The sequence below is a fragment of the Rhodopseudomonas sp. NSM genome (genome assembly GCF_052445935.1).
In the GTDB taxonomy this organism is placed as follows: domain Bacteria; phylum Pseudomonadota; class Alphaproteobacteria; order Rhizobiales; family Xanthobacteraceae; genus Rhodopseudomonas.
This window is the reverse complement of sequence record NZ_JBQTCH010000002.1, coordinates 540,675-558,164: the sequence shown is the minus strand read 5'-3', so window position 1 is coordinate 558,164 and position 17,490 is coordinate 540,675. Positions and strand designations below refer to the sequence as shown.

Here is a 17,490-nt window from a genome sequence, read left to right as displayed (position 1 = left end):
CGCGAAAGCGGGCGCCGGCCTTGCCGGCGGCAGTGGAATTGACGACAGTCGCGCACCAAATTGATGCCCGGCGCTCACTCGGCGGCCCGCATCCGGCGGCACCACGGGACGAGTAGCGCGGGAGAAAGCCGGACATGGTCTCTGCAGCGGAACAACTAGCGGCAAACCTCAATTTCTCGGCGCTCGGCAAGGCCGAGGAGCTGAAAAAGCGGATCTGGTTCACGCTCGGCGCGCTGCTGGTGTATCGGCTCGGGACCTACATCCCGCTGCCCGGCATCGATCCCACGGTGTGGGAGCAGGTCTTCAAGTCGCAGGCCGGCGGCATTCTCGGCATGTTCAACATGTTCGCCGGCGGCGGCATCCACCGCATGGCGATCTTCGCGCTGAACATCATGCCGTACATCTCGGCCTCGATCATCGTGCAGCTGTTGACGACGGTGTCGCCGCAGCTCGAGGCGCTGAAGAAGGAAGGCGAGTCCGGCCGCAAGACGCTGAACCAGTACACCCGCTATCTCACGGTGATCCTGGCGGCGTTCCAGTCCTACGGCATCGCCGTCGGCCTGCAGGGCGCCGGCAACGTCGTGTCCGAGCCCGGCATGTTCTTCCTGCTGTCGACCGCGATCACGCTGACCGGCGGCACCATGTTCCTGATGTGGCTGGGCGAGCAGATCACCTCGCGCGGCATCGGCAACGGCATTTCGCTGATCATCCTCGCCGGCATCGTCGCCGAGCTGCCTTCGGCGCTCGCCAGCATGCTCGAACTCGGTCGTCAGGGCGCGCTGTCGACCGCGCTGATCCTGGTCGTGCTGGTGATGGCCGTCGTCGTCATCGCCTTCATCGTGTTCATGGAGCGGGCCCAGCGCCGGCTGCTGATCCAGTATCCGAAGCGCCAGGTCGGCAACAAGATGTTCGAGGGCCAGTCCTCGCATCTGCCGCTGAAGCTCAACACCTCGGGCGTGATCCCGCCGATCTTCGCCTCGTCGCTGCTGCTGCTGCCGACCACCATCGCGAGCTTCAATTCGGGCACCGGCCCGGAATGGTTCCAGTGGGTGGTGACGCAGTTCGGCCACGGCCGGCCGCTGTTCCTGGTGTTCTACATCGCGATGATCGTGTTCTTCGCGTTCTTCTATACCGCGATCGTGTTCAACCCGACCGAGACCGCGGACAATCTGAAGAAGCACGGCGGCTTCATCCCGGGCATCCGCCCCGGCGAGCGCACCGCCGAGTACATCGACTTCGTTCTGACCCGCATCACCGTGGTCGGCGCGATCTATCTGGCGATCGTCTGTCTGATTCCCGAAGTCCTGATTTCCTATGCGGCGGTGCCGTTCTATTTCGGCGGAACTTCGCTTCTGATCGTGGTCAGCGTCACCATGGATACGGTCGCCCAGGTGCAGGGCTATCTGCTGGCGCACCAGTATGAAGGCCTGATCCGGAAGTCGAAGCTGAGGGGCCGCAAGAAATGAGACTGATTCTTCTCGGTCCGCCGGGGGCGGGCAAGGGAACGCAAGCGGCTCGCCTGGTTCAGCACTACGGCCTCGTCCAGCTTTCCACCGGAGACATGCTGCGCGCCGCCGTCGCGGCCGGCACGCCGGTCGGGCTGAAGGCCAAGGACATCATGGCGAGCGGCGGCCTGGTGCCGGACGAGGTGGTGATCGGCATCATCTCCGACCGCATCGAACTGCCCGACGCCGCCAAGGGTTTCATCCTCGACGGCTTCCCGCGCACCGTGCCGCAGGCCGAGGCGCTCGACGCGCTGCTCAAGGACAAGAAGCTCGGCCTCGACGCCGTGGTCGAACTGCGCGTCAACGAGAGTGCGCTGCTGGCCCGGGTCGAGACCCGCGTCGCCGAGATGCGCGCCCGGGGCGAGGAGCCGCGCGCCGACGACAACGCCGAGGCGCTGGCGAAGCGGCTGGCCGCCTACCGCGCCCAGACCGAACCGCTGGTCGAGTATTATTCGGACAAGCGCAAGCTGCTGACCGTCGACGGCATGATGACCATCGACGAGGTCACCCGCGAGATCGGCCGAATCCTCGAAGCGCTAGGCGAGGCCAACGCCAAGCAGGCCGCCAAGACCGCGGCTGCGAAGCGGGCCGTCAAGAAGAGCGCGAAGAAGCCGGCCAAGTCCGCCAAGGCTAAAAGCTCTAAGGCTGCGACCTCCAAGGCCAAGGCCGCCGGCAAGGCCGAAGCTCCCGGCAAGGTTCCGGCCAAAAAAGCTGCGCCCAAGAAGGCAGTTAGCGGCAAGTCTTCGAGCAAAACGGCATCCGCCAAGACGGCGTCGTCGGGTCTGAAGAAGCCGGCGAAAGCCACGAAAAAGGCTGGCAAAAAGGCCGCCAAGGCCGCGAGCAGGGCTCCCGCCAAGGCTGTGAAGAAGGCCGGCAAGAAAGCCGACAAGTCGAAGGCCAAATCGACCGCCAAGGCGCCGAAGCGCGGCGCCAAGGTGACCAAAAAGGCGGCCAAGACGGCGGGGACGTCCTCCGCCCAAAAGGCCAGGAAAGTCAACAAAAAGCGAGCTTGAACCTGGATTCGGTTGACGAACAGAAACGGAATCCTTTAATAAGGCCCGATATCCCGTCGGATAGGTTTCAGACGATGCCGGGCCCCAGAACGACCGAGGGGATGGCGTCGTGTTCGCGTTTGTGAACGCCAGCCCGAGATAGCAAGAATAGCCGGCCGGTTGCGGTCGGCGACAGGAGAGAAGTCTGTGGCCCGTATAGCCGGCGTGAATATCCCGACCAACAAGCGCGTGCTGATCGCGCTCCAGTACATCCATGGCATCGGCCAGAAGAATGCCGCCGATATCATCGAGAAGGTGAAGATCCCGGTGGAGCGTCGCGTCAATCAGCTGAGCGACGCCGAGGTTCTTCAGATCCGCGAAGTCATCGACCGCGACTATCTGGTCGAGGGCGATCTCCGCCGCGAGACCGGCATGAACATCAAGCGTCTGATGGACCTCGGCTGCTATCGCGGCCTGCGTCATCGCCGCGGTCTGCCGGTGCGTGGTCAGCGCACCCATACCAACGCGCGCACCCGCAAGGGTCCGGCCAAGGCGATCGCCGGCAAGAAGAAGTAATTTTGCGAGTAGCGAACGGTGCGTGGCGAGTAGGGCTCTACTCGCGGCGCACTTTTCGCCATTCGCATTTTGGTGGAGCCGCTGGTGTTACGGCGGCGTTGAGATCACTCAGAAAGGTAGACCATGGCTAAGGAAGCCGGCCGCATTCGCCGCCGCGAGCGCAAGAACATCGCCTCGGGCGTCGCGCATGTGAACTCGTCGTTCAACAACACGACCATCACCATCACCGACGCGCAGGGCAATGCGATCGCCTGGTCGTCCGCCGGCACGATGGGTTTCAAGGGCTCGCGCAAGTCGACCCCCTATGCCGCGCAGGTCGCGGCCGAGGACGTCGCCAAGAAGGCGCAGGAGCACGGCATGCGCACCCTCGAGGTCGAGGTGGCCGGTCCGGGTTCGGGCCGTGAGTCGGCGCTGCGCGCGCTGCAGGCGGCGGGCTTCACGGTGACCTCGATCCGCGACGTCACCACCATCCCGCACAATGGCTGCCGGCCGCGCAAGCGCCGCCGGGTCTGATTTTTTCCGTCGCGGGTGGCGCCATGCCGCCCGCGACGTTTTTCGATATTTCGGCGCGGATTGATCCGCAGTTTCCATCGCCAGTGACCCGCGCCATTGATTTCGGCGGCGTTCGACTGGCCAGGAAGGTGACACAGTGACGATCCAGAAAAATTGGCAAGAACTCATTCGACCGAACAAGCTTCAGGTGACCCCGGGCAGCGATGCGAATCGCTTCGCGACGCTGGTCGCCGAGCCGCTCGAGCGCGGCTTCGGCCAGACGCTCGGCAACGCGCTGCGGCGCGTGCTGCTGTCCTCGCTGCAGGGCGCGGCGGTGCAGTCGGTCCACATCGACGGCGTGCTGCACGAGTTCTCCTCGATCGCCGGCGTGCGCGAGGACGTCACCGACATCGTGCTGAACATCAAGGACATCTCGCTGAAGATGCAGGGCGAAGGCCCGAAGCGGATGGTCGTGAAGAAGCAGGGTCCGGGCGTCGTCACCGCCGGTGACATCCAGACCGTCGGCGACATCGTGGTGCTGAACCCCGACCTGCAGCTCTGCACCCTCGACGAGGGCGCCGAGATCCGCATGGAGTTCACCGTCAACACCGGCAAGGGCTACGTCGCCGCCGAGCGCAACCGTCCGGAAGACGCGCCGATCGGCCTGATTCCGGTCGACAGCTTGTACTCGCCGGTCCGCAAGGTGTCGTACAAGGTCGAGAATACCCGCGAGGGCCAGATCCTCGACTACGACAAGCTGACCATGACGGTCGAGACCAACGGCGCGCTGACCCCGGACGACGCGGTCGCCTTCGCCGCCCGCATCCTGCAGGACCAGCTCAACGTCTTCGTCAACTTCGAAGAGCCGCGCAAGGAAGTCACCCAGGAGATCATTCCGGATCTCGCCTTCAACCCGGCCTTCCTCAAGAAGGTCGACGAGTTGGAGCTGTCGGTGCGTTCTGCGAACTGCCTGAAGAACGACAACATCGTCTATATCGGCGATCTGGTGCAGAAGTCGGAAGCCGAAATGCTGCGCACCCCGAACTTCGGCCGCAAGTCGCTGAACGAGATCAAGGAAGTGCTGGCGCAGATGGGCCTGCATCTCGGCATGGAAGTGCCGGGCTGGCCGCCGGAGAACATCGACGAGCTCGCCAAGCGCTTCGAGGATCACTACTAAGCAAATCGGCCTCATGGTTCGAGACGCGCTTTCAGCGCTCCTCACCATGAGGCCTCTCTCCTCATCCTGAGGAGCGGCGTAGCCGCGTCTCGAAGGATGAGGCACCACCGGGCGAACGCAGGCAGCCCACCTGCAACTCCGACGAACCGTCGGGACATTGAATTAGAGGGACTACTCACATGCGTCACGGCAAGGTTCATCGGAAGCTCAACCGCACCGCCGAGCATCGCAAGGCGATGTTCGCCAATATGTGCGCCGCGCTGATCAAGCACGAGCAGATCGTCACCACGCTGCCGAAGGCCAAGGAGCTGCGGCCGATCGTCGAGAAGCTGATCACGCTCGGCAAGAAGGGCGGCCTCGACAAGCGCCGCCAGGCGATCAGCGAGATGCGCGACCTCGACCAGGTCCGCAAGCTGTTCGACGTGCTGGCGCCGCGCTACGCCGACCGTCACGGCGGCTACACCCGCATCATCAAGGCCGGCTTCCGCTACGGCGACAACGCCCCGATGGCGGTGATCGAATTCGTCGACCGCGACGAGGACGCCAAGGGCAAGGACTCCGGCCCGACCCAGGACAGCGCGGCCGAAGCGGCGTAAGCGGCTTCTTTCCAGTCTGGTTATTTCTAAAGGCGGTGCCGCAAGGCGCCGCCTTTTTCGTTGTGCATAGGCAACTTCCTCTCGTTCGTCATTCCGGGGCGCGAGCGCAGCTCGCGAGCCCGGAATCCATACTCCCAGCCTTGCGTTCGTGCCGAGTGCGGCAGCGCTGCGGCTTTACGCGTGCTCAGGGGTTATGGATTCCGGGCTCGCGCTACGCGCGCCCCGGAATGACAAACGGAAGGTTGATCAAGCTCGGTCTTGCCTGACGATTGAAACGGCCTGATCGCTACTTAGCTGCGCGCCGAGCAATGTAACCAGGAGCAACCAGATGAACATCAATCTTTCCGGCAAGACCGCGCTGGTCACCGGGTCGACCGCGGGCATCGGTCACGCCATCGCCAGGGGGCTCGCGGCGACCGGCGCCGAGGTGGTGGTCAACGGCCGCAGCCAGGCCAAGGTCGACGCCGCGCTCACCGCGCTGGACAGGGCGGTGCCGGGCGCCAAGCTGTGCGGCGTCGCCGCCGACGTCTCCACCGCGGAGGGCTGCGCCGCGCTGGTGACGGAGATTCCCCGCGTCGACATCCTGATCAACAACACCGGCATCTTCGAGCCGAAGGGCTTCTTCGACATTCCGGACGAGGACTGGCAGCGCTTCTTCGACGTCAATGTGATGAGCGGCGTGCGGCTGTCGCGCGCCTACATGCCGGGGATGCTCGAGCGCAACTGGGGCCGCATCGTTTTCATCTCGTCGGAATCCGCGCTGATGATTCCGAAGGAGATGATCCACTACGGCATGACCAAGACCGCGCAGCTTTCGGTGTCGCGCGGCCTCGCCGAAATGACCCGCGGCACCGCGGTGACGGTCAATGCGGTGATGCCAGGGCCGACGATGAGCGAAGGCGTGCAGACCTTCGTCGCCGATCTGGCCAAGCAGAACGGCCAGTCGGAGGCCGAGGCCGCCTCGAACTTCATCAAGGACCATCGCCCCGGCTCGCTGATCCAGCGCTTCGCCACCGTCGAGGAGATCGCCAACATGGTAGTGTACGTGTCCTCGAAGGAAGCCGCCGCCACCAACGGCGCCGCGCTGCGCGCCGAGGGCGGGCTGCTGCAGACGATCGCGTAGTTCGTCGAGCTCACTGCCCGCGGCTGCCCTCACCCCAACCCTCTCCCGCAAGCGGGAGAGGGAGCGCGCTGCCGGTCGGATGAGCGCCTCGGACCAACTCATAATGACGAGATCGAACTAACTCTTGTAAGAGCGATTCTGAATCGCGTTTGTCCGCTGCCGCAGCCGCGTCGGCAGCCTGCTCCCTCTCCCGCTTGCGGGAGAGGGCTGGGGTGAGGGCGACGCGGGCACGGCGACTACGGTCGTCATTCCGGGGCGCGCCGCAGGCGCGAACCCGGAATCTCGAGGTGTTCTGCGCTCCAGATTCCGGGTTCGCCCGCAGCTTCGCTGCGCGCGCCCCGGAATGACTCGCGGAGGGGGCGCGCGCTGCTACCACCCCTCCAGCACGATCTTGCCGACCGACTTGCCGCTCTCCAGCAGCGCATGGGCGCGTTTCAAATTCGCCGCATTGATGGCGCCGAAGCTGTTCTCCAGCGTCGAGCGCAGCACGCCGGCGTCGATCAGGTCGGCGACCTCGTTCAGAAGATCGTGCTGCGCGATCATGTCGGGCGTGGTGTAGCTCGACCGCGCGAACATCGCCTCCCAGTGCAGCGACGCCGATTTCGGTTTCAGCAGCATCGGGTTCAGCGCCGCAGGATCGTCGATCAGCGCCACCTTGCCCTGCGGCGCGAGGATCTCGACCAGCGCCGGGAAGTGCTGCTCGGTGCCGGTGAGGCTGGCGATCAGCGCCACCGGCGGCAGCTCCAGGGCGTCGATCTGCGGCTTCATCGCCCGGCTGTGATCGATCACCGCATGGGCGCCGAGGTCGCGGCACCAGGCCTGCGTCTGCGGCCGCGACGCGGTCGCCACCACGGTCAGCGCGGTGAGGCGGCGCGCGAGCTGGATCAGGATCGAGCCGACGCCGCCGGCGCCGCCGGTGATCAGCAGCGTGCGCGGGTCGTGCGCCTTGCCGGGCCGCACGCCGAGCCGGTCGAACAGCAGTTCCCACGCGGTGATCGAGGTCAGCGGCAGCGCCGCGGCCTGCGCGAAGGACAGCGTCGTCGGCTTGCGGCCGACGATGCGCTCGTCGACCAGATGCAGTTCGGCATTGGTTCCCTGGCGGCCGATCGAGCCGGCATAGGCCACCTCGTCGCCGGGCCGGAACAGCGTCACCTCGCTGCCCACGGCCTCGACCACGCCGGCGGCGTCGTAGCCGAGGATCTTGATGTCGCCGGCCGGCGGCGCGGCGCGGTTGCGGACCTTGAAGTCGACCGGGTTGACCGAGATCGCCTTCACCGCGACGCGCAGGTCGCGCGGTCCGGGCTCGGGCTTCGGGACATCGACATCCATCAGCGCGTCGGCGTCGTCGATCGGGAGGGATTTGGTGTAGCCAACGGCCTTCATCGAATGGTGCTCCTGTGCTGCGCGGTCGGTTGCTGTAGGTGTCATTTCGACCGGGAATTGCAAGCGTCCCGGCCGCCGGGCTATGCTCGGGACACGCATGATTGACCTGCCGGCGGTGCGCCGGAAGGCTACAATCCGCCGCTTGTGACCGCTTCGATTCGCGCGGCGCGTGGATCCACGCTGCCCCTACAACTCTGGAACATCGCCTCATGTCTGCTGTCCGCATTTTCACGGCAATCGTGCTCTCGCTCGCGACGTCGCTGCCGGCGATGGCGCAGGAGCGGCGGCTGCCGTCGTCGCAGGCCGAGATCAAGCTCAGCTACGCGCCGATTGTGCAGCACGCCCAGCCGGCGGTGGTGAACGTCTACGCCGCCAAGGTGGTGCAGAACCGCAATCCGCTGCTGGAGGATCCGATCTTCCGCCGGTTCTTCGGCGGCGGCGGCCCGCAGCCGGAGCAGATCCAGCGCTCGCTCGGATCGGGCGTGATGGTCGACCCCTCCGGTCTGGTCGTCACCAACAACCACGTCATCGAGGGCGCCGATCAGGTCAAGGTGGCGCTCGCCGACAAGCGCGAATTCGAGGCCGAGATCGTGCTGAAGGACAGCCGCACCGACCTCGCGGTGCTGCGGCTGAAGGACACCAAGGAGAAGTTCGCCACGCTCGACTTCGCCAATTCCGACGAGCTGCTGGTCGGCGATCTGGTGCTGGCGATCGGCAATCCGTTCGGCGTCGGGCAGACCGTGACCCACGGCATCGTTTCGGCGCTGGCGCGCACCCAGGTCGGCATCACCGACTATCAGTTCTTCATCCAGACCGACGCGGCGATCAATCCCGGCAATTCCGGCGGCGCACTGGTCGACATGACCGGCAAGCTGGTCGGCATCAACACCGCGATTTTCTCGCGCTCGGGCGGCTCGCAGGGCATCGGCTTCGCGATCCCGGCCAACATGGTGCGCGTCGTCGTGGCCTCGGCCAAGAGCGGCGGCAAGGCGGTAAAGCGGCCGTGGCTCGGCGCGCGGCTGCAGGCGGTGACGCCGGAGATCGCCGAGACGCTCGGCCTGAAGCGGCCGTCGGGCGCGCTGGTCGCGAGCGTCAGCAAGGGCAGCCCGTCGGAGAAGGCCGGGCTGAAACTGTCCGACCTGATCGTCGCGGTCGACGGCTTTGCGATCGACGATCCCAACGCCTTCGACTATCGCTTCGCGACGCGCCCGCTCGGCGGCACCGCGCAGATCGACGTGCAGCGCGGCGGCAAGCCGGTGAAGCTGACGATCACGCTGGAGACCGCGCCGGACACCGGCCGCGACGAGATCGTGCTGACCGCGCGCTCGCCGTTCCAGGGCGCCAGGATCGCCAACATCTCGCCGGCGATCGCCGACGAACTACGTCTCGATCCGAGCGTCGAAGGCGTGGTCGTCACCGAACTCGCCGACGGCGCCACCGCCGCGGGCGTCGGCTTCCAGAAGGGCGACATCATCGTCGCGGTCAACAACAAGCGCATCGCCAAGACCAGCGACCTCGATCGCATCACCAACGAGTCGTTCCGCCTGTGGCGCATCACCGTCGTCCGCGGCGGCCAGCAGATCAACGTCACGCTCGGCGGATAAACGTTCGGGGCACACCGTCATCCTGAGGTGCGAGGGCGCAGCCCGAGCCTCGAAGGATGCTCACGATGCGCGGCCATCCTTCGAGGCTCGCCCTGACGGGCGAGCCTCGAAGGATGACGCAGGAAAAGCGGCATGAACGCCAAACCAACGGCGCCGGGACCCAATCTCTTCGCCGCCGCCGGCCTCGAGCGCGAGGCGCCGCGGCCGTTGCCGGACCGGCTGCGGCCGCGCGCGCTCGCCGACGTCGTCGGCCAGGATCACATCCTCGGCCCCGACGGCGCGCTGACGCGGATGCTGGCGACGCGGACGCTCGGCTCGCTGGTGTTCTGGGGCCCGCCCGGCACCGGCAAGACCACCGTGGCGCGGCTGCTCGCCGACGCCACCGAGCTGCATTTCGAGCAGATCTCCGCGGTGTTCTCCGGCGTCGCCGATCTCAAGAAAGTATTCGAGGCCGCGCGCGCCCGCCGCGAGATGGGCCGTGGCACGCTGCTGTTCGTCGACGAGGTGCACCGCTTCAACAAGGCGCAGCAGGACTCGTTTCTGCCGGTGATGGAAGACGGCACCGTGGTGCTGGTCGGCGCCACCACCGAGAACCCGTCGTTCGAGCTCAATGCGGCGCTTTTGTCCCGCGCGCGCGTGCTGGTGTTTCAGTCGCTCGATGCGGATGCGATCGAGAAACTGTTCGCCCATGCGGAGGCGGCCGAAGGCCGGAAGCTGCCGCTCGACGCCGAGGCGCGGGCGGTGCTGGTGCGGATGGCCGACGGCGACGGCCGCGCCTCGCTGACGCTCGCCGAAGAAGTCTGGCGCTCGGCGCGCGACGGCGAAATCTTCAACGCCGCGCAACTGCAGGAAATCCTGCAGCGCCGCGCGCCGATCTACGACAAGGGTGCCGACGGCCACTACAATCTGATCTCGGCCTTGCATAAATCGGTGCGCGGCTCCGATCCGGACGCCGCGCTGTACTATCTGTGCCGGATGTTCGACGCCGGCGAGGACCCGCTGTTTCTGGCGCGGCGCGTGGTGCGGATGGCGGTCGAGGACATCGGCCTCGCCGATCCGCAGGCGCTGGTGATCTGCAACGCCGCCAAGGACGCCTATGATTTTCTAGGCAGTCCCGAGGGCGAACTGGCGATCGCGCAGGCGGTGATCTATCTGGCCACCGCGCCGAAATCCAACGCCGCCTACAAGGCCTATGGCGCGGCGATGCGCGCGGCGAAGCAGGGCGGCAGCCTGCTGCCGCCCAAGCACATTCTCAACGCGCCGACCGGGCTGATGAAATCCGAAGGCTATGGCGACGGCTATCAATACGACCACGACACGCCGGAAGGCTTCTCCGGCCAGGAGTACTTCCCCGACGCGCTCGGCCATCAGACGTTTTACGATCCCCCCGACCGCGGCTTCGAACGCGAGATCCGCAAACGGCTGGACTATTGGGCGAAGCTGCGCGCGGCGAAGTCGTAATCTCGCAGGGTGGCGCTGAGCGAAGCGAAGCCCACGCGAACCTCCGCACGGTGCATCGCCTTCGTCGCGCGTGCGCACGGCCCTATGCGCCTCTGCCCACCCTAGGGACTCTTGAAGCACGTGAAGCACGAACTCTCGACGTCATTGCGAGCGAAGCGAAGCAATCCAGGGCCCAGAGCATGGCGCTCTGGATTGCTTCGTCGCTTCGCTCCTCGCAATGACGGAAGTGCCGCCCCGGAATGACCGAGCGAAGGGCGGTCGCGCGATTACTTGTCGAACCCGACGAACACCGCCGCCTCGTCGACCGGCTTGCGTTCCGACACCACCGCATTGGCCGGAAAATCCTCGTACGGCCAGCCGAGCGCGATCGCCTTCATGATGATCTGATCGTCGGCGATGCCGGCGTGTTCGCGCACCACCGGGGACTGCATGATGCCCTGGCTGTTGATGACGCAGCCGAGCCCGCGCGACCACGCGGCATTGACCAGCGCGTTGGTGACCGCGCCGCAATCGAACGGCGTGTCGTCGCTGCCGTCGAGCACGCGATCATAGGTGACGATGATGCACACCGGCGCGTCGAACTGGCGGAAGCCGCGCAGCACCCAGTCGTTGCGCATCTCCTTGTCGTCGCGCGCGATCCCCATCGCGGAAAACAGCTGCTTGGCGACGCCGATCTGGCGGTCGCGATGCGCGCCCGCGAACGGCTGCCCGGTGCGGAATTCGCGCGATTGCGGGATGCCGGCGACCATCCGCTCGGTGTTGCCTGCGCGGATCCGGTCCAGCGGCTCGCCGGTGATGACGGTGAAATTCCACGGCTGGGTGTTCATCGACGACGGCGCGCGCATCGCCAGCGTCAAAATCTCCTCGATCAGCGCGCGCGGCACCGGATCGGGCTTGTATCCGCGAATGCTGCGGCGACCGAGGACGACGTCATCGAACTGCATCTGTCTGGTTTCCCCCATGACTTATCGATTGGTCCGGATCATCGCGGTTTCCCCATCGTCGCGCAAGACAGGCCTATGGTTCGTGCTATTCCGCGCGACGGGATGGCCGGGCGCGGAGCGGCGTTGTGCTATGCTCGCGCGTGACGAAACGGCTGGGATATTTCATATGCGACGTTGCCTGACGACCCCGATTCACCCGCGCACCGCGCGCGCCCGCAAGCGGCTCGCGCTCGTGGCGCTGACGTTGCTGCTCGCGGCATCGCCCGCGTGCGCCGACAGCGTCGAGGTCGCGCCCGGCGTGCAGGTGACGAAGAAGACCTATTCCGGCCCCGTCAATCAGCAGCCGTTCTTCGGCTTCGCCGCCAGGACGCCGGAGCAGCGCGCCGCCGACGAGAGATTCGTCAAGGATATGGTCGCGGCCACCGGCTCGCGGCAGAAGGCATTCGACGAAGCGAGCCTGCGCGGCTGGCGCGCGATCAGCAAGGGCAACGCCTCCGAAGCGGCACTGCGCTTCAACCAGGCCTATCTGCTGGCGCCTGAAGAGAGCGCGGTCTATCACGGCTTCGCCATCGTGACGATGATGCGCTTCAACGACATCGACTACGCCGACGAGCTGTTCAAACGCGCGCGCCTGCAGCCGCATCCGCTGAAGCCGCTGGCGTCGGATCACGGCCGCGCGCTGCTGATCGGCAAGCGCCCGCAGGACGCGCGCGCGGTGCTGGAGCAGGCGGTCGTCGACGCCCCGGACCTCGCCGATGCATGGTCCAATCTCGGCTTCGCCCGGCTGCAGACCGGCGACGCCGCCGGCGCCTGCATCGCGGCCGACGAAGCCGCCACGCGAAAACCGTCCAGCACCGTCTCCAGCGATCTGGCGCTGCTGCGCAGGACGGCGCAGTGCAAGTAGTTCACCGTCATTCCGGGGCGCGCGCAGCGCGAACCCGGAATGACCGCGTGATAAAAGCGATCCGTCACACGCTGGAGCAACGCGCGATGAAATCATTCCGCAAGGAACTGTGGTTCGAGACGCCGGGCCGCCGCGCCTTCGTCAACATCACCCGCGAGGTCGAGGCAGTGTTGCGAGACAGCGGCGTGCGCGAGGGGCTGGTGCTGGTCAACGCCATGCACATCACCGCCTCGGTGTTCATCAACGACGACGAGAGCGGCCTGCACGCCGACTACGAATTATGGCTGGAAAAGCTCGCGCCGCACGAGCCGGTGGCATCCTATCGTCACAACCGCACCGGCGAGGACAACGCCGACGCCCACATGAAGCGCCAGATCATGGGCCGCGAAGTCGTCGTCGCCATCACCGACGGCCGTCTCGATTTCGGCCCGTGGGAGCAGATCTTCTACGGCGAATTCGACGGCGGCCGGAAGAAGCGCGTGCTGGTCAAGGTGATCGGCGAATAGGGCGAAGCGCGGCTGCGCCCGAGAGGCCGGCGCGGCCGATGCGACGCGCAGCGTCGCCGCCCCGCGAACGCTACTTCGGCTCGCCGGCGTTGCGCCGGGCGTCGCGTTCGTTGGTCCGCCGCTTCTCCTTCAGCCAGTCGTAGGTGTCGCTGGTCTTGCCGCCGTGCAGCCCGTCGCCGGTCTTCGGGTCGCCCATATTGTTCATGCCGAAGGTGGAGTCGCGGCCGACCGCGGGATTGGTTCCGGGATTGACCTGCTCACCGGCGCCGGTCGAGGTCGCCTGCGCCATCGCCGCGCCGGACATCGCAGCCGCGCACGCCGCGGCGATCAGAAGCTTCATCATCGTGGTTTGTCTCTCGTTGATCCTGACCTGGATAAACAACGGCGGGCAGGGAAGTTCCGGCGGGGGACGCAGAGCCGATCCCGGCGGGAACGCGACGCCGCGCCGATCTGCCCGTCGCGCGGCGGGCGCAGGCGTAGTCCGCGACGGCCCGTAGGGTGGCGCTGAGCGGCTTGTCCGCCATAGCTCGAAGAGCGGACGGCGGAAAGCGAAGCCCACGCGGCGCAGCGGCTCAGCATCGCGGAGCGACCTACACGTGGGTACGGCACTGACGCGCCTTTGCCCACCCTAGGCTTGCTGAAATTCGCAGTTCAGGTCGATCTGGTCGGCGTCGCGATCGTAGGGCGGGTTAGCCGAAGGCGTAACCCGCCATTGCGGCGCCTCGCCCGAATGGCGGTAGGCAAGTTGGCGGAATACGCTGCGCCAAACCGCCCTGCGGGCTAACGACGGCGGACTCTCTGCTGGAGATACACGAACGCCATCGCGCCGTTCACAACTATTACCCCGAAGAACACGACAGCCGCGATCTGCGCAGGCGCCTCAACGATCATCAGAACGACGAGCAGCCCGATCGCCCAGGCGCAGTTGATCATGATACGCTTGAACAACACGCCGTGCGTCGGAATATCTGCGAACCATTCGCTGAGAAAGAACCAAAGACCCATTCTGAAACTCCGAGCGACCAATTGCGCAATTAGTAGGCGGGTTAGTTAAAGGTGCAACCTGACATTGCGACGCCTCGGCGGAATTGCGGTGGACGAGTTGGCGGATTACGCTCCGCTAATCCGCCCTACGGGCTGCAAATCCGCTCTCCAGGCACGATCGGTAGCCCGCATGAGCGCAGCGATATGCGGGAAAGCGCCGGATTGCCGCGATGGTTCATTATCGACGAAATCGTCTGGCGGGAGGGACGTTCTTCTTCACCGTCACGCTGATGGATCGTCGATCGACAGCCTTGATCGATCATGTCACGGATCTCCGGACCGCTTTCCGGCTCGCGCGCCGCGAGCGGCCGTTCTTCCTGGACGCGATCGTCATCCTTCCCGATCATCTGCACGCCGTCTTCACGCTGCCGCCCGGTGACCCCGACTTTTCTGGAAGGTGGCGGCGCATCAAAGGGCATTTCAGCACCGCCTTAGTTCAAAAGGGCGTGCCGCTGGGGCGGCATCTGAACGGCGACCTTGCGTTGTGGCAGCGCCGGTTCTGGGAGCACACCATCCGCGATGAGGACGATTTCGTCCGCCACGTCGACTACATTCATTTCAATCCCGTCAAACACGGTCTGACGTCGCGCGTTGTGGACTGGCCCTATTCGTCGTTTCATCGCTTCGTGAGGGACGGCATCCTGCCCGCCGACTGGGCCGGAGACGTCAGCGACACCAGCGGCGATTTCGGCGAGCCGATGAACCGATAGCCGCAACGCCGAGATTCGTAGCCCGCATGAGCGCAGCGATATGCGGGAAAGCGCCGGAAAGAATGACCCGGGTATCGCTTCGCTCACCCGGGCTACGCTTGCTATTCGTCGTTTCATCGCTTCGTGAGGGACGGCATCCTGCCCGCCGACTGGGCCGGAGACGTCAGCGACACCAGCGGCGATTTCGGCGAGCCGATGAACCGATAGCCGCAACGCCGAGAGTGGTAGCTCGCATGAGCGCAGCGATATGCGGGAAAGCGCCGGAGAGAATGACCCGGGTATCGCTTCGCTCACCCGGGCTACGCTTGCTGAGTACGTATGGCATTGTGGGGTATAGTATCCATCATTCAAAGGCGACCTACCGGTAGGCGGATGTGTGGGAGGCGGTGGATAGAAATCGTTGCTGCCAGAGGATTGCAACTCGGAAGTCAATCTCCTTGACAAAATTCCCATAGGATCATATACCCACTCTCGTCCCGTCCACGAGGGGCGCTTCTAGAGGCGTCTTGGAGTGGGGCGGGGTGTGGCGCCTGCGGGCGGGGGAGGACGTATCCCCGCGCCTCCGGGAGGCTGAGGGTGACCGTCCGCCGCTACTACGAGCGGCCGCCGCTTTCGTGGCTGGACGGGGGCAGCAGAACGCGGAGAAATTCCGCGCACTCCCTGTCCCCGGAAGAACGGTCCGAGGCCTGACAGAACGCCACGGTGGAGCGCCGGAAGGCGTTTCCGCGGCCTCTGATCGCCGGCGATCCGGTGATCACGCTGCGGCAACCACGACCAAGGTGCGCCTTTCGGCGCTCCGCCGCCCCTCATCGTGCAAGGGGCGGAACTTCCGCAAAGCTCGGGCGCAGGTTGCGCCGCGAGAACGCGGACGTTCGGCCGGGGCCGGTGTCGCCGAGGCGGCAGCGCCCGGGCCCGCGGTCCGGACGGCGTCTCGCCGCTCCGGGCTGCGCGCTCCGCGCCGCACTTGCTGGCGGTCCCGGATGTCGCTGCGCTCATCCGGGCTACCGGGCAGGCCACGCGCCGAGCGCACCGCATTCCGGCCGTGACCCGATGGCGCTTTTGCGCTAGGCACAGCCTCAACCCCGGAGCTTTCATCCTATGAGCCGTCGTACCAAGAAACCCCTCGCCAAGCGCGGCCCTGGCGGCGATCGCCCCAAAGCCGGCCGGCCGGCCGCGAAGCGGGGGCCGGCTGCCGGCGGGCCGGTGCGCGGCAATCGCGGCGAGGACGGCCGTCCGATCTCGGCGCGGCCGCAGCGCGAGCCCCGTGGCGAGCGGCCCGCCGCCAAGCGGCCTGCCACGAAGCGTCCCGCCGCCGAGCGGCCGGCCGCTGAACGTCCCGCGTCCGATCGCCCGCAGAGCGCGCGTCCCGGCCGTCCGCCGGCGCGGTTCGGCGCGTCATCCGCCACGCGGCCGCCGCGTGCGGCGCGCCCCGAGGCCGCAGTCGAGCCCGAGAAGGCCGCCAAGCCCGACGCGCCGCTGCCGACCAAGGTCGAGACCGTGGTCGTCACCGCCGACGAGAACGGCATGCGGGTCGATCGCTTCCTCGAGGGGCGGTTTCCCGGCCTGTCGTTTTCCCACATCCAGCGCATCGTCCGCAAAGGCGAGCTGCGGGTGAACGGCAAGCGCGCAGACTCAAAGGATCGGCTGGAGGAGGGCCAGAGCGTGCGGATTCCGCCGCTCAAGCTCGACACGCCGAAAGCGCCCGGGCATCTGTCCGAAGCCGAGCAGAAGACGCTGGCGGCGCTGAAGGCGATGACGCTGTACGAGGACGCCGACGTGCTGGTGCTGAACAAGCCGGCGGGGATCGCCGTGCAGGGCGGCAGCGGCACCACCAGGCACATCGACCAAATGCTCGAGGTGATGCGCGACAGCAAGGGCCAGAAGCCGCGGCTGGTGCACCGCATCGACAAGGAGACCGCGGGCTGCCTGCTGGTCGCCAAGACCCGCTTTGCCGCCACCGCGCTGACCGGCTCGTTCCGCCACCGCTCGGCGCGCAAGGTGTACTGGGCGCTGGTCGCCGGGGTGCCGAAGCCGAAGCAGGGCCGGATCTCGACCTATCTCGCCAAGGAGGAGAGCGAGGACGACAGCATCATGCGGATCGCCGAGCACGGCGACGAGGGCGCCAGCCACGCGGTGACCTACTACGCGGTGGTCGAGACCTCGGCGCAGAAGCTCGCCTGGGTGTCGCTGAAGCCGGTCACCGGCCGCACCCATCAGCTCCGCGCCCATATGGCGCATATCGGCCACGCCATCGTCGGCGATCCGAAGTACTTCAACATCGAGAACTGGCAATTGCCGGGCGGGTTGCAGAAGCGGTTGCATCTGTTGGCGCGCCGCATCGTGATTCCGCATCCGCGCGGCGGCACCATCGACGTCTCGGCGCCGCTGCCGCCGCATATGCTGCAGAGCTGGAACCTGCTCGGGCTGGAGCACGACCGGTTCGATCCGATCGAGCATGCGCCGGAAGAATGAG

The 17,490-nt window shown here is 66.3% G+C and carries 17 protein-coding genes; 13 read left to right on the top strand and 4 right to left on the bottom strand.

The window, feature by feature from the left end:
* The first annotated feature begins 134 nt into the window (after positions 1–134).
* The 7 genes from secY (at position 135) to ACTZWT_RS06885 (ending at position 6,461) form a co-directional block, all read left to right on the top strand.
* Positions 135–1,466 (top strand): preprotein translocase subunit SecY, encoded by a 1,332-nt coding sequence (secY, locus tag ACTZWT_RS06915; protein WP_444768942.1) that lies wholly within the window; start codon positions 135–137, stop codon positions 1,464–1,466.
* A complete protein-coding gene (locus tag ACTZWT_RS06910) occupies positions 1,463–2,518 on the top strand; it encodes an adenylate kinase (RefSeq protein WP_444768941.1) in 1,056 nt (351 codons plus the stop codon). The genes secY and ACTZWT_RS06910 overlap by 4 nt, the downstream gene beginning before the upstream one ends.
* Positions 2,519–2,704: 186 nt before the next feature.
* A complete protein-coding gene (gene rpsM, locus ACTZWT_RS06905; RefSeq protein WP_322517503.1) occupies positions 2,705–3,073 on the top strand; it encodes a 30S ribosomal protein S13 in 369 nt (122 codons plus the stop codon).
* 123 nt (positions 3,074–3,196) lie between these two features.
* Positions 3,197–3,586: a 30S ribosomal protein S11 gene (rpsK, locus tag ACTZWT_RS06900; protein WP_322517502.1), complete on the top strand. Its 390-nt coding sequence runs from the start codon at positions 3,197–3,199 to the stop codon at positions 3,584–3,586.
* A gap of 136 nt (positions 3,587–3,722) precedes the next feature.
* Positions 3,723–4,742 (top strand): DNA-directed RNA polymerase subunit alpha, encoded by a 1,020-nt coding sequence (locus ACTZWT_RS06895; protein ID WP_444768940.1) that lies wholly within the window; start codon positions 3,723–3,725, stop codon positions 4,740–4,742.
* 179 nt (positions 4,743–4,921) lie between these two features.
* Positions 4,922–5,338 carry a 50S ribosomal protein L17 gene (gene rplQ / locus ACTZWT_RS06890; RefSeq protein WP_444768939.1) on the top strand — a complete coding sequence of 139 codons (417 nt, stop codon included), beginning with the start codon at positions 4,922–4,924 and terminating at the stop codon, positions 5,336–5,338.
* Between the two features lie 328 nt (positions 5,339–5,666).
* Entirely contained in the window at positions 5,667–6,461 is a 795-nt protein-coding gene (locus ACTZWT_RS06885) for an SDR family NAD(P)-dependent oxidoreductase (protein ID WP_444768938.1), read from the top strand.
* 369 nt (positions 6,462–6,830) lie between these two features.
* Here the strand turns inward: ACTZWT_RS06885 and ACTZWT_RS06880 are convergent, their stop codons facing one another.
* Entirely contained in the window at positions 6,831–7,844 is a 1,014-nt protein-coding gene (locus tag ACTZWT_RS06880; RefSeq protein ID WP_444768937.1) for a zinc-binding alcohol dehydrogenase family protein, read from the bottom strand.
* Between the two features lie 209 nt (positions 7,845–8,053).
* On the opposite strand from ACTZWT_RS06880, the gene ACTZWT_RS06875 reads away from it, so the two are divergent.
* On the top strand, positions 8,054–9,448 hold the full coding sequence (locus tag ACTZWT_RS06875) for a DegQ family serine endoprotease (RefSeq protein WP_444768936.1): 1,395 nt from the start codon (positions 8,054–8,056) through the stop codon (positions 9,446–9,448).
* A gap of 132 nt (positions 9,449–9,580) precedes the next feature.
* A complete protein-coding gene (locus ACTZWT_RS06870; RefSeq protein WP_444768935.1) occupies positions 9,581–10,909 on the top strand; it encodes a replication-associated recombination protein A in 1,329 nt (442 codons plus the stop codon).
* A 266-nt stretch (positions 10,910–11,175) separates the two neighbouring features.
* Here the strand turns inward: ACTZWT_RS06870 and ACTZWT_RS06865 are convergent, their stop codons facing one another.
* Positions 11,176–11,853, bottom strand: coding sequence for a nitroreductase (locus ACTZWT_RS06865; RefSeq protein ID WP_444768934.1), 678 nt, complete (start codon positions 11,851–11,853; stop codon positions 11,176–11,178).
* A 166-nt stretch (positions 11,854–12,019) separates the two neighbouring features.
* Here ACTZWT_RS06865 and ACTZWT_RS06860 point away from each other — a divergent pair, with 166 nt between their 5' ends.
* Together ACTZWT_RS06860 and ACTZWT_RS06855 are read left to right on the top strand one after the other, a co-directional pair.
* Positions 12,020–12,757, top strand: coding sequence for a tetratricopeptide repeat protein (locus ACTZWT_RS06860; protein WP_444768933.1), 738 nt, complete (start codon positions 12,020–12,022; stop codon positions 12,755–12,757).
* An 86-nt stretch (positions 12,758–12,843) separates the two neighbouring features.
* Entirely contained in the window at positions 12,844–13,263 is a 420-nt protein-coding gene (locus ACTZWT_RS06855) for a secondary thiamine-phosphate synthase enzyme YjbQ (protein WP_444768932.1), read from the top strand.
* 70 nt (positions 13,264–13,333) lie between these two features.
* On the opposite strand, the gene ACTZWT_RS06850 is transcribed toward ACTZWT_RS06855, so the two are convergent.
* Both ACTZWT_RS06850 and ACTZWT_RS06845 read right to left on the bottom strand, forming a co-directional pair.
* Entirely contained in the window at positions 13,334–13,606 is a 273-nt protein-coding gene (locus ACTZWT_RS06850; RefSeq protein ID WP_444768931.1) for a hypothetical protein, read from the bottom strand.
* Positions 13,607–14,043: 437 nt separating this feature from the next.
* Entirely contained in the window at positions 14,044–14,268 is a 225-nt protein-coding gene (locus tag ACTZWT_RS06845; RefSeq protein WP_444768930.1) for a hypothetical protein, read from the bottom strand.
* A gap of 209 nt (positions 14,269–14,477) precedes the next feature.
* On the opposite strand from ACTZWT_RS06845, the gene ACTZWT_RS06840 reads away from it, so the two are divergent.
* Both ACTZWT_RS06840 and ACTZWT_RS06835 read left to right on the top strand, forming a co-directional pair.
* Positions 14,478–15,017: an REP-associated tyrosine transposase gene (locus ACTZWT_RS06840; protein ID WP_444768929.1), complete on the top strand. Its 540-nt coding sequence runs from the start codon at positions 14,478–14,480 to the stop codon at positions 15,015–15,017.
* Between the two features lie 1,098 nt (positions 15,018–16,115).
* A complete protein-coding gene (locus tag ACTZWT_RS06835) occupies positions 16,116–17,489 on the top strand; it encodes an RluA family pseudouridine synthase (protein WP_444768928.1) in 1,374 nt (457 codons plus the stop codon).
* Position 17,490 lies beyond the last annotated feature (1 nt).